At 65.5% G+C, this 12,222-nt stretch carries 11 protein-coding genes; 8 read left to right on the plus strand and 3 right to left on the minus strand.

Translation table 11 applies throughout. The annotated features are described in order from the left end of the window. Positions 1-29: 29 nt before the first annotated feature. The gene (locus CIT39_RS26410) at positions 30-1,262 is read right to left on the minus strand and encodes a cytochrome P450 (protein WP_094977395.1); all 1,233 of its coding nucleotides are present in this window, start codon (positions 1,260-1,262) and stop codon (positions 30-32) included. 131 nt (positions 1,263-1,393) lie between these two features. On the opposite strand from CIT39_RS26410, the gene CIT39_RS26415 reads away from it, so the two are divergent. Both CIT39_RS26415 and CIT39_RS26420 read left to right on the plus strand, forming a co-directional pair. Continuing rightward, positions 1,394-2,020, plus strand: a complete 627-nt coding sequence (locus CIT39_RS26415) for a TetR/AcrR family transcriptional regulator (RefSeq protein WP_094977394.1) — start codon at positions 1,394-1,396, stop codon at positions 2,018-2,020. A 132-nt stretch (positions 2,021-2,152) separates the two neighbouring features. Continuing rightward, positions 2,153-3,079 (plus strand): catalase, encoded by a 927-nt coding sequence (locus CIT39_RS26420; RefSeq protein ID WP_094977393.1) that lies wholly within the window; start codon positions 2,153-2,155, stop codon positions 3,077-3,079. A 72-nt stretch (positions 3,080-3,151) separates the two neighbouring features. Here CIT39_RS26420 and CIT39_RS26425 read toward each other — a convergent pair whose 3' ends face one another. After that, positions 3,152-4,084: a helix-turn-helix transcriptional regulator gene (locus CIT39_RS26425; protein WP_094977392.1), complete on the minus strand. Its 933-nt coding sequence runs from the start codon at positions 4,082-4,084 to the stop codon at positions 3,152-3,154. Between the two features lie 403 nt (positions 4,085-4,487). Between CIT39_RS26425 and CIT39_RS26430 the strand changes: the two genes are divergently transcribed. The 6 genes from CIT39_RS26430 (at position 4,488) to CIT39_RS26455 (ending at position 9,561) form a co-directional block, all read left to right on the plus strand. Further along, a complete protein-coding gene (locus CIT39_RS26430) occupies positions 4,488-5,447 on the plus strand; it encodes a helix-turn-helix domain-containing protein (RefSeq protein WP_181955119.1) in 960 nt (319 codons plus the stop codon). A gap of 115 nt (positions 5,448-5,562) precedes the next feature. Next, complete coding sequence (locus CIT39_RS33240; RefSeq protein WP_414645256.1) at positions 5,563-5,757, plus strand: helix-turn-helix transcriptional regulator; 195 nt, start codon at positions 5,563-5,565, stop codon at positions 5,755-5,757. Positions 5,758-5,795: 38 nt separating this feature from the next. Continuing rightward, on the plus strand, positions 5,796-6,116 hold the full coding sequence (locus CIT39_RS26440; protein WP_244607459.1) for a hypothetical protein: 321 nt from the start codon (positions 5,796-5,798) through the stop codon (positions 6,114-6,116). Between the two features lie 110 nt (positions 6,117-6,226). Then, positions 6,227-7,432, plus strand: coding sequence for an NAD(P)/FAD-dependent oxidoreductase (locus tag CIT39_RS26445; RefSeq protein ID WP_094977391.1), 1,206 nt, complete (start codon positions 6,227-6,229; stop codon positions 7,430-7,432). 98 nt (positions 7,433-7,530) lie between these two features. After that, on the plus strand, positions 7,531-8,484 hold the full coding sequence (locus CIT39_RS26450; RefSeq protein WP_094977390.1) for an MBL fold metallo-hydrolase: 954 nt from the start codon (positions 7,531-7,533) through the stop codon (positions 8,482-8,484). A gap of 123 nt (positions 8,485-8,607) precedes the next feature. After that, positions 8,608-9,561, plus strand: coding sequence for an MBL fold metallo-hydrolase (locus CIT39_RS26455; protein WP_094977389.1), 954 nt, complete (start codon positions 8,608-8,610; stop codon positions 9,559-9,561). 77 nt (positions 9,562-9,638) lie between these two features. Here the strand turns inward: CIT39_RS26455 and CIT39_RS26460 are convergent, their stop codons facing one another. Then, positions 9,639-12,221 (minus strand): EAL domain-containing protein, encoded by a 2,583-nt coding sequence (locus CIT39_RS26460; protein ID WP_094977388.1) that lies wholly within the window; start codon positions 12,219-12,221, stop codon positions 9,639-9,641. Position 12,222: the final 1 nt, after the last annotated feature.

Genomic DNA, 12,222 nt, shown 5'->3' on the forward strand with positions numbered 1-12,222 from the left:
TTGCGCGCGGAGGTTAACGCCGGAGCCGCCTACCAGCTCGCCGGCAGCCGCTTCAGGCCGCGCAGCACGAAGGTCGGCCGCCATTCCGGGTTTTCGATGTCGTCGATGCGCAGATCAGGCAGCCGCCGCAGCAGCGTGGCAATGGCGATCTCGGCCTCGATGCGCGCCAATTGGGCACCCAGGCAGAAATGGATGCCGCCGCCGAACGACAGCGGCTTCACATTCTGGCGGGTGACATCCAGCCGGTCGGGCCTGTCGGGATAGACCGCGGGATCGCGGTTGGCCGAGCCGAGCAGGCACAGCACGCTCTCGCCCTTGGGGATCCTCTTGCCGCCGAGATCCTCGATCTCCTCCAGCGCGACCCGGCCGGTCATCTGTACCGAGGAATCGTAGCGCAAAAACTCCTCGATCGCGCCTTCCATCAGCTCGGGGCGGGCCTTGAGCAGCGCAAGCTGGTCCGGATTGCGGTGGAGCGCCAAAAGGCCGTTGCCGATCAGGTTCACCGTGGTCTCGTGGCCGGCGCCGAACAAGAGGATGATGTTGGCGGTCAGTTCCTCGTTGGTGAGCTTGTTGCCGTCCTCCTCGGCCTGCACCAGCTGGGTGGTGAGATCGTCCCCTGGGTTGCGGCGGCGCAGCTCGAACAGCTGCTGGAAATACATCTGCGCCATCAGGTTGCCCTCGTTGCCCTTCTTGATCTCCTCCGGAGTGAGGGGCACGGGGTCGAGCAGCCGCCCGCCGTCGCGCGAGCTCTTGTAGAAGACCTCGCGATGGTCCTCGGGGATCCCGAGCATCTCGCAGATGATGGTCACCGGCAGGCGGAAAGCGAAATCCTCGATCAGGTCCATGTGGCCGCGATCAATCACGGCATCGATGGCCTGGTCGACGATCGCCTGGATGCGCGGCCGCATGTCCTCGACCCGGCGCGCGGTGAACGCCTTCACGACGAGGCCGCGCAGGCGGGTATGGTCGGGCGGATCGGCTTGCAGCATCCAATGGCTCATGCTGCGGAACACCGGCTCGTCCATGATCTTCTCGCCATAGCGGCGCGTCGAGCGCTCGACGAAATCCTTGCCGAAGCGCTTGTCGCGCATCACGAGGCTGACGTCGGCGTGGCGACTGGTGACGAACTGGCCGAACGGCGTCACGTGGACCGGATCGATCGTGCGCAGCCGGTCATAGTGCGGATAGGGGTCGCGGATGAAGTCCGGCGAGAGCGGGTTGAACAGCGGTCCGCCGCCGGCGCCTTGCACGTGCTCGTTCATGGTGACCTCAGATCGGTTGCCGATGACACGAATACGCCGATCGCAGCCCGACTGCCCGGCGTAACCATCCCCAAGATTTATCAACTCGATACATTGTTGTATCGAGTTGCATTCTGCCCTAACCTCGTCCGATGTCAAGGGTGAGAACCAGGCCGACCAGGGACGACACGCGCGACAAATTGTTCGAGGCCGCCGCGCGCGTGTTCGAGCAGGACGGCATCGGCGGCGCCAGCATCGAGGCGATCGCAGCGGCGGCGGGCTTCACCCGCGGCGCGTTCTATTCGAACTTCAAGAGCAAGGACGAACTGATCATCGCGATGCTCGAGGACCATGTCGAGCAGTCGATCCGGCGTAACCTCGACATCCTCGCGCAGCACGACAATCTCGACGACTTCATCGCGGCGTTGAAGGCGATGGACCGCAGCCGGCAGGACCCGCTCGGCCGCGCACCGCTCTTACACATGGAGATGATCCTGTTCGTCGCACGCGCCGAGAAGCGCCGCCCCGAACTCGCCAAACGCCTGCGCGCGCGGCGCAAACTTGTTGCCGACATCGTCGAGGCGACGTTGAAGAGCAACGGCAGAGGCGACAAGCTGAACCCGCCCTGGATGGCCTCCATCGTGCTGGCGCTGGAAGACGGCTTCCGTCTGCACCGGCTGATCGATCCCGAGACGACGCCCGCGGACAGCTTTCTGCGGGCGATCACGGATTTGCGGCGGAGGACGGGGCTGGCGTCGGATGAGGGGGCGTCTTCATAGACGCGGCGGGCTCGAAGCAAGCCGGTCACGAGATTTGTCGCAGGATCGGGCAAGGCACGCCCGCTTTGGGAAAGAAGCTCGATCCGCCCTGGGCCACAAACGAGCGCCATCGTTCGAACCCGGGGTTTCGTCCTGCCTCAGTTCCCCAGCGGCGCTGCAACGCCGACGTCCCTTGTCGATGCCCTGAAGGCGGCTGGCGGGCTTCCGCCAGGGGCGCGCGCGAGCTTTTCCTGGGGCCAATGCGTTCGCGGCACCTACGCCCCATCGTATCAGGCCAAGGAGATCACCAAATCCCGCAGCTTCACCAAGCCATCCCGGGTGCTAGCGCGGTTCGCGGCCGATGGCTGCGCCCCGAACGCCGTGGACATTGGCAGAAGCTCGCTGCGCGGCTTCAGCTTCCGGCTCGGCAGCGGGGATCAGCGCTCCGAGATCTTCACCCAGAGCGCCCCGGTTCATTTCGCCAGAACGCTCGACCAGATGCTGGCGTTCCTCCAGGCGCGCATGCCGGGACCGGACGGCAAGCCTGATACGGCGCAGGTCGAGGCATTCTCCGCCGCCAATCCCGAAACGCTGCGTCAGGCGAGCTATATTGCCGTGCATCCGCCGCCCGCGAGCCTTGCGTGCACGACCTATTGGGGCGTGCACGCCTTTCCAGCGACGAACGCAAAGGGCGAGACGCGATTCATCAAATTCAAGGTCGCGCCGGTCGGCGAAGAAGGCAGGCCGCCCGCCGACGCGGCCACAGCCGAGCCCACCGGCTTTCAGCGCGGCGAGCTCGAAGCCCGGATCGGGGCACGCGATGTCAGGTTCAGCGTGATGGCGCTGCTGGACCGGCCCGGCGACCCCGTGATGGACGTGACCAGCCGTTGGCCCGACGAGGATGCGCGCGAAGCGGTACGCCTCGGAACGATCGTGATAACGGGCACGGAATCCGACGAGGCGTGCGACGGGTCCGCGTTCAATCCGGCCTATCTCGCCGAAGGCATCGACCATCCGCCGGACGAGATGTTTGCAGCGCGCAGCGCCGCCTATGCCATCTCTCAGGCAGGGCGCCGTTGAGCCGAACAGCGGGCGGTCAGGCTCTTGGACAGGCTCTTGGACAGGTTCTTGGAGAGGCTCTTGGGCGCCCGATCACGTTTCACTTTCCGGCACGCCCTGCGCCTCGCGGCGCCATACTCCCGGGCTGACGCCGACGATCGAGGAAAATACCCGGGTGAAGTGGCTTTGATTGGCGAACCCCGCCGAGATCGCAATCTCCGCCAGCGACAGGTCGCGCACCGTCATCAATTGCTTGGCCGTGTCCACGCGCTGGCGCAGCAGCCATTGGTGCGGCGGCAGGCCGGTGGAGACGCGAAATGCACGCGAAAAATGACTGACGGAAAGATCGAACTCGGCTGCGACCTTGCCCAGTGAAAGCTTTCCGCGGAGATCGGATTCCAACCGTTCGCAAGCCCGCTTGACCTGCCATGGAGCAAGGCCACCGCGCGCCGGCTCGGCGGCGCTCCGCAATCCGCCGTAGGTCGCCGCAACATGTGCGGTGAGCGCGAGCATCATGTGGTCGATGAAGAGCTGGTTGGCCTCATCAGGCTGGCGCAACGCCGCCAGGAACGACGCGCCGAGATGGCGGATCGTCGTATCGTCATGGCCAACGCCGGGCTGATAGGCGAGTTCGCCGATCCGTGGCGCGCCGCCTTGCCTCGCCATGTCGTCCAAAGCCGAACGAGGCAGATAGAACAACAGGGAATGGAAGGGCTTGTCGATCACGTAGCGCGGATCGCGTTTCAGGTCGTACAGATATGTGGCGCCGGCCTGGATATCGCTCTTGATCACGCAGCGGCCGCGCTCCCAGCACTCGCAATCGGCGAAATCGCGAAATTTCAGGCCAACGAGATAGGCATCCTCCGAGGGCATCGAATCGGAAAGACGCGGCATGGGATGGTCATCCCGGGTTTCGGTGACGGCGAGCTCGGCGCTACGCAGCGAACGCGTGACCAGCGTTGGCGGCGCATCTTTCAGATGCAGAAACCGTTCGACTTTCTGCGCGAAGGCAGCTGCCTGTGCCATGGACGGATATCTCGGGCTTGGATCTCGTGTGAGAGGAGACTTGGGAGCGCGGCGCCATCGCCAAATCACGCCCGATTATCCGACATCGCCAAGCGACGGTCCAGACCAGCGCGTCGGAGCGATAGCCGTGTGACGGCCCGCCGCGCCTCTTGCCTCAGACTGTTTTTCACGAGCAATTTCAACAGGCTTGGACAAATCTCGCGCGATCTTTGTTCAGTGCTCCGGCAGGCGCAACACCGGCTCATCGTGCATTTGTGAAAGCGCGCGCCGGCTTGGAGCAGGATCGGACAAAGCGTCACCGCTTCAGGAAATACGCTGATCCTTCGCAGTGCATAGAACACCCGCCGACTCGTACAAGTACGGACACTGATCGAAAGCTCGAGCTGATCAGGAGGACCACGCAATGACCGGGAGCACTGCACTCATGCGCAATCCCTCGCCCAAGGGCTTGCCACCCGCGCCGGGCTCACAGCCGGACGATCGCTCGAGTTCCGAGCGACGCGCCGATGCGGAGATGGCGCGCGTGCTCGGGACCGAACCACTTCGCATGGCATTGGAGTCCTCCGGTGCCGGGATCGCCCATTGGAAACATGATCCGTTGCACGACGTCGTCGAACCCATGAGCCACCACGTGATCATGGCCTACAACGGCGTGATGCAACGCATGGAGCGGCGGACGGGAAAATCGGTTGCGATCGGCACGTTTCGTCGCGGGGTCGTGATCATCATTCCAGAAGGATCAAGCTCCCGATGGGACATTCCGAAGCCTGTCGATGTGGTTCAACTGTATCTTCCCGATGCGACGTTGAAGCGCGTTGCTCGCGAAGCCGAGATCACGGGAGCGGACGATCTACTGGAGCGGACGGCGCATCCCGACCCCATTACGTCCCGGCTGCTCCTGAGTGCGGCGGATACGCTGGGAGGCAATGAAGCCCTGGATGCGCTGTTCCGGCATCAGCTGACAGATCTTCTCGCCACGCGCCTGCTGGTTGCGCACACGGGTTCTCCGACCCCGCTGCAGCCGACCATGGGCGGGCTATCGCCGAAGATCCTGCTCCGTGCGATCGAACGGTTGCGCTCGGACAGCGATGCGGACGTCTCGCTCGATGCGCTGGCCTCCGATGCCGGACTATCGCGCTTTCACTTCTGCCGCGCCTTCAAGGAAAGCACCGGGCTTTCCCCGCACTCCTGGCTACGCCAACACCGGCTCGAGCAGGCCATGAACATGCTGCGCGACGGCGACGAAACGGTCGTCTCGATCGCCGCGGCGCTGGGCTATTCGTCGCAGACGGCGTTCGCAGCAGCCTTCAGGAAGCTGACCGGTGAGACGCCGAGCGACTGGCGCAGGCGGCACGCGCGCTAACGAGCCTCGCCGATCCGGCCCGTCGCGCTACCATTTCTGTCGCACACTCAAGGAAAGCACCGGGCGTTTGCCGCATGCGTAGCTGCGCCAGCACCGGCTCGAGCAAGCCGTGAAGATGCTGCGCGACCCCGACGTTTCGATCGTCTCGATCACAGCTGCGCTTGGCTATTCCCCGCAGACGGCGTTCGCGGCCGCGTACAGCAAGCCGAGCGGCGAAAGCCCGAGCGGTCGGCCCAGGCCTAAGCGTTGGCAGCAATCGCGCTGCAACCACGGCAATCGCTCTGGCGCAGCGGCAAATCCGATCCGCTAGATCATCACCATGCCCAGACCAATCGACGGAGACCGAAGATGACCTGGAAAAACTTCATCAGCCGGCGGTTGATCGGCTCGCGCCGCCGAAGCCTCGCGACCGCAACCTTGTACGGACTCTCGCTGGCCGTTCGCTTCACGTCGGCAACGGGCGAGGAGGTAGAGATTCCGGCGCACGCCATGCATCCGGTCTACCCGCTGGTGTTCATCATGACCCGGGATGGCTCCGGCCTTCCCTACCAGGACTGGGGCCCGGGGGCGACTCTGCCGGTCGTCTTTCGCCAAAGTTGGTTGCGCCAAGGTTGGTCACGCCAAGATTGGCCATCGGGTTCGCCGCTATCGCGCTGCGTTGCGCCTTAACACCGGCGATTCACCTCACCTCTTCGTGCCGTCACCGGATACTGCCCTGGAGCGGTGCAGCAGCTGCTCCCGCACAAATTTTCGAAACGCAGACATCAAGGAGTAGACACATGCGACTCGTCATCATCGGCGCCGGCTTTGCCGGCATGTACGCCGCCCTGTCCGCCGCCCGCCTGCGTGAGATCCGGGGCGTCTCGCCAGGCCAACTCGAGATCGCGCTAGTGGCCCCGGAGCCGACGCTCGTGGTTCGCCCGCGGCTCTATGAACGGAAGCCGGAGACCTTGACGGCGCCCCTGTTTGACATGCTCGAGGCCATCGACGTCAGCTATGTGCAAGGCAGCGCCGAAACGGTCGACACCAAATCCAAATTGGTGAAGATCGCCAACGCGAACGGCACGAAGAAGTCGCTCTCTTACGACCGCCTCGTCGTGACCACCGGCAGCCGGCTGTTTCGTCCGAACATTCCGGGTCTTGCCGAGCACGGCTTCAGTGTCGACTCGCTGGACGATGCGATCACGCTCGACAAGCACCTGCATGGTCTCGCCATGCGACCGGCCACGACCGGGCGCGACACGGTCGTCGTCGCCGGCGGCGGTTTCACCGGCATCGAGGCGGCCACCGAAATGCCGGCGCGGCTTCGCGAAATCCTGGGCACCAGCGCAAAGACTCGCGTCATCATCGTCGAGCGCAACGATGCGATCGCGCCCGACATGGGCGCGGGCCCCCGGCCGGTCATCGAGGAAGCCCTGCGCAAGGTCGGCGTGGAGACACGGATCGGCGCCGGTGTCGCCTCGCTCGATGAATCCAGCGTCACGCTGTCGAGTGGCGAGCACATCGAAACCGAGACCGTGATCTGGGCGGCGGGGATTCGCGCCGCGCCGCTGACGGCGCAGATTCCCGCCGAGCGCGACAGTTTCGGCCGATTGCTTGTCGACCGCTGCCTGCAGGTGACGGGCGTTCAGGGCGTCTTCGCGGCCGGCGATGCGGCGCGTGCCGCCTGCGACGACGAGGGCAATTACGCGTTGATGTCGTGCCAGCACGCCACGCGGATGGGCGCCTTCGCCGGCAACAATGCCGCGGCCGAGCTGCTCGGCCTCGCAACCAGGCCTTACCACCAGAAGACCTACGTCACCTGTCTCGACCTCGGCGAAGCCGGCGCGCTGTTCACGCGCGGCTGGGAGCGCAACGTCGAGATGGTCGGCGACGTCGCCAAGAAGACGAAGCGGGAGATCAACACGGTCTGGATCTACCCGCCGCGCGCCGAACGCGCCGCCGCGCTCGCGTCAGCCGATCCGGAACGCGTGACTGATCTCTAGACGCCCACCTGACGATGGCCGCGCGCCCTGCGGGCGCGGCCTCGCGGCAGCCTTCAAGAATCCGCAGCCCAAGCATCCAAACAGAGGAGTCTTCAAAGATGAATCAGATGATCTCTCACTTTCAGAAGGAGACGAACATGAACCTGCACGACGCCGCACACTTCGACAAACCCCGGTCCGACGAGCTGGTTCCGTCACGCTACGCGCTGCGCGTCGGCGAGATCGACGTGCTTGTCGTCAGCGATGGCGTGCTGACACCGCCAGCGGAGTCGATGGCCACCAACGCCGACCCGGCTGCCCGGGGGACCTGGCTGGACGACATGTTCCTGTCGCGGGACGCGTTCGACTGGGCGCTGAACGAGGTCGTGGTGCGCAGCGGCGACCTGACCATCCTCATCGATAGCGGGCTCGGTGTGGAGTACCCGGACTTTCCGCGCGCCGGGCAGCTGGGCTCAAGACTCGATGCTGCCGGCATCGATCTTGGATCGGTGACCGACGTGGTGCTGACCCACATGCATTTCGACCATGTCGGCGGGCTGCTCGTCGACGGGGTGAAGGAGCGGCTGCGTCCGGACCTGCGGATTCACGTGGCCGCGGCCGAGGTCAAGTTCTGGGCAGCGCCCGATTTCTCCCGCACCGCCATGCCTCCCGCGCTCGCTGACCTGGCTCGGCGCGCGTCCAAGCAATTCATGGACGAATACCGCAACCAGCTGTGCATTTTCGAGGAGCAGCACGAGGTGGCGTCGGGCGTGCTCGTCAGTCGCACCGGCGGTCACACGCCCGGTCACAGCGTGGTCCGCCTGGCGTCCGGCGGCGACCGGCTGATGTTCGCCGGCGATGCCATATTCCCGGTCTCGTTTGATCACCCCGAATGGCACAACGGCTTCGAGCACGATCCCGAGGAGGCGACGCGCGTCCGGATCCGGCTCATGCGCGAGCTGGCGGAGACGGGCGCGTGGCTGGTCGCCACGCACATGCCGTTCCCGTCGATCGGCCGGGTAGCGGCCGCAGGCGACCTGTTTCGCTGGGTACCGACCTGGTGGGACTACTGACCGCTTGTCGGATCAGGTCGCCCCCAATCTTCCGAACACCTCATCAGCATTGACCGCACTGCTCACGGCAGTGGCGCGGTCTCCTACAGAACCGCGTCAAGACAGAGCAAAGGAGCTTTCAAGATGAACCAGACGATCCGTAACACTGAGGAGACGAACATGAACCTGCATAACACCACACGCCCCGGCGGGCCGGGGCCCCAGGAGTTGGTTCCATCGCGCTACGCGTTGAAGATCGGCGAGATCGACGTGATGGTGATCAGCGACGGCGTACTTATGCTGCCAGGCGCGATGCTGGCCCACAACGCCGACCCGGCCGTCCGCGCCGCGTGGCTGAAGGACATGTTCCTGCCGCCGGATGCGTTCGACTGGGCGCTGAACGTGGTGGTGGTGCGCAGCGGCGACCAGACCATCCTCGTCGACGCAGGACTGGGATCCGACCCGGACTTGCACTTGCCGCGCGCCGGCCAGTTGAGCAAGCGACTGGAAGCCGCCGGTATCGATCTTGCGTCCGTGACCGACGTGGTGCTGACGCACATGCACATGGACCACATTGGCGGGCTGCTCGTCGACGAGGTGAGGGAGCGGCTGCGCCCGGACCTGCGCATCCACGTGGCGGCTGCCGAGGTCAAGTTCTGGGAGGCGCCCGATTTCTCCCACGTCTCGATGCCGCCGGGATTCCCGGACGCGCTTCGGGCGACCGCCAAGCGGTTCGCGAAAGAATATCACAACCAGCTGCGCACCTTCGAGGATGAGCACGAGGTGGCGCCGGGCGTAGTGGTCACGCGCACCGGCGGCCACACCCCCGGGCACAGCGTGGTCCGCCTGGCATCCGGCGACGATCGGCTGACATTCGCCGGCGATGCCGTGTTCACCGTCGGATTCGACCACCCCGACTGGTACAACGGCTTCGAGCATGATCCCGAAGAGGCGGCCCGCGTCCGGGTCCGTCTTCTGCGGGAGCTGGCAGCGAACGGAGAGCTCCTCGTCGCCACTCACATGCCGTTCCCGTCGATCGGCCGGGTGGCGGTCGACGGCGACCACTTTCGCTGGGTGCCAGCGTTCTGGGACTACTGACCGCCCGTCGGGTTAGAGCCGAACCGGGGTGCGACTCACCGCATGAGTGGGGTCGCACCCTGCTTTCGACGCTGTCCCTACGCCGACCGCCTCACGGCATCACTCCCCACCGCGGCAACGTCCAGCCGCCCCAGCATCGCCCTCGCCTGCTCGGCGCAGTGCTCGATCAGCCAGCGCTCGAACGCGACGGGGGGAAGTGCGGGGGCGTAGAGGAAACCTTGTACGACGTCGCAGCCGAGTTCAGCCAGGGTGTTGCGCTGGCCCTCGGTTTCGACGCCTTCGGCGACCACGGTCATGCCGAGGCCCTGGCCGACGCGCACCACCGCGGTCGCGATTGCAACCGCGCCGGCGTCACGCTCGATGTCGCGCATGAAACTGCGGTCGATCTTCAATTCGCGGATCGGCAGATGCGCAAGACGGCTGAGGCTGGAATAACCGGTGCCGAAATCGTCGACCGAGAGGCCGACGCCGAGCTCGCGGATCGCGTTCATCGTCTCCAGCGCCGCGACGCTGTCATGCATGAAGGCGCCTTCGGTGATTTCCAGCATCAAGGCGTCCGCCGGCAGATCGTATTCGGCGAGAATGTCCTTGAGCCGCGCGGCCAACGTGACGTTGCGGAAATTGATCGGCGACAGGTTCACCGACACGCTTGGAATGTCGAGGCCGGCGCGGCGCCAGCTCGCTATCTGCCGGCAGGCCTCGCGCACCGACCACAGGCCGATCTGTTCGATCAGGCCGCACTCCTCGGCGAGCGGGATGAATTTTGCCGGCGAGACGTCGCCGAGCAAGGCATCGTGCCAGCGCGCCAGCGCCTCGACGCCATGGATCGCGCCATCGCAGCTGCGGATCTGCGGCTGGTAGCTGAGGGTCAGCGTCCCTTCCGCGATGGCGCGGCGGAGCGCTGCGATCAAGGCCAGGCGCTGCTCGGTGAGCCCGTTCATCTCCGCGCTGAAGATGCGATGGGTCGAGCGCCCCGCCTGCTTGGCCATGTACATGGCGGCGTCGGCCTGCTGCATCAGCGTGTCGATGTCGGTGGCATGATCGGGATAGAGGCTGATGCCGATGCTGACCGACATCGGCATCGGCTTCGAGCCGATCCGCAAGGGTGCCGCGAGCGCATCGGTGATCCCGGACGCGACGCGATCGGCGGCCTCGGCGTTACGCTGCGGGAGCAGGATGACGAATTCGTCGCCACCGAGCCGTCCCAGCATGTCCTCGGGTCCGATCTGCTCGCGCAGGCGCTGGGCGAGCTGGATCAGCAGCTCGTCGCCGGCGGCGTGGCCGAGCGTGTCGTTGACGTCCTTGAAATGATCGACGTCGAGGAAGGCCAGCGCGACATGACTGCCGTGCGGGCAGGCATCGATCGCCGTCGTGATCAGGTTGCGCAGTTGCGCGCGGTTCGGCAGGCCGGTGAGAATGTCGTGGTAGGCGAGCCGCGCGATCTCGGCACGCGCTTCCTTGCGTTCGATCGCGAAGGCGCCGAGATTGACGCAGGCATCGACGATGCGCCGGTGCCATTTGCTCGGCGCGCGCGCTTCGCGGAAGTAAAAGGCGAAGGTCGCGATGACCCGGCCGTCCTTGGCCTTGATCGGCGTCGACCAGCAGGCGCGCAAGCCGATCGCGAGCGGCATTGCCTTGTAGGGCTGCCAGCGCGGATCGGTGTCGAGATCCTCGGCCAGCACTGGCTTGCCGTAGAAGGCGGCGGTGCCGCAGGAACCGACATTGGGGCCGATAGCAATGCCGTCCAGCGCGCGGGAATAGTCCTCGGGAAGGCTGGGGCCGCCCAGCGGATGAACGAGACCGGCGGCATCGACGTGGAGCAGCGAGCAGACGACATCGGGCGCGATCTCCTCGACGCGACGGCACAGCCTGTCGGCGATTTCGGTGATCGGGACTTCGTCCGCGAGCGAGCTCATGATGAGCTGCTGCAGCGACCGCAGCTGCTTGGTCTCGGTGATGTCCTCGATCAGCGCGAAGATGTGCTTGACCCGGCCCTTCGTGTCGCGGAAGGCATCGATCCGGGCACAGACCCAGATCTCCTCGCCGTCCTTGTCGTAGGCCAGCACTTCGGCTTCGCCGCGGCGGCCGCCGTGCCTCAGGCGCGCGATGAGCTTCGCGATGGCCTTGCGATCGGTGTGCCGGCCGGCAATCAGTTCGCCTGCGCCGCGGCCCTCGGCCTCCGCGTTGGTGTAGCCGAACAACGTCGTGAAGGCGGAATTGACGTAGACGATGTTCTGCTCGGTGTCGCTGATGATCACCGCCCGGTTGGTCTGGTCGGAGACGGCGTTGAGAAGTCCAATCCTGACGCGGCGCTCGGCCTCCCCGGTGACGTCGCGCGCAAACACGATGTAATGATCGGCGCCGCCGATCTTCACGGAAGAGAGCGCGATAGCCGCCCTGATGCGGCTGCCGTCGCGGCGCACGAGACTGATCTCGTCCCGGAAATCCGTCACCGGATCGGGCTGAAAGCCCGCGAGACCGAGAATAGCGGCATCCCGACCCAGCACGTCGGCGCGCGCCAGCTTCCAGATGCGCTCCGCGGCGGCGTTGAAATGCGTGATGCGATGCGCGTCGTCGACGATGACGACACCATCGTCGGCGCGTTCGAGCGCGGCTCGAAGCACGTCCGGAATTTCAGTGAGACAATCCAAGGCGGACATC

The organism is Bradyrhizobium symbiodeficiens, from assembly GCF_002266465.3.
GTDB lineage: Bacteria > Pseudomonadota > Alphaproteobacteria > Rhizobiales > Xanthobacteraceae > Bradyrhizobium > Bradyrhizobium symbiodeficiens.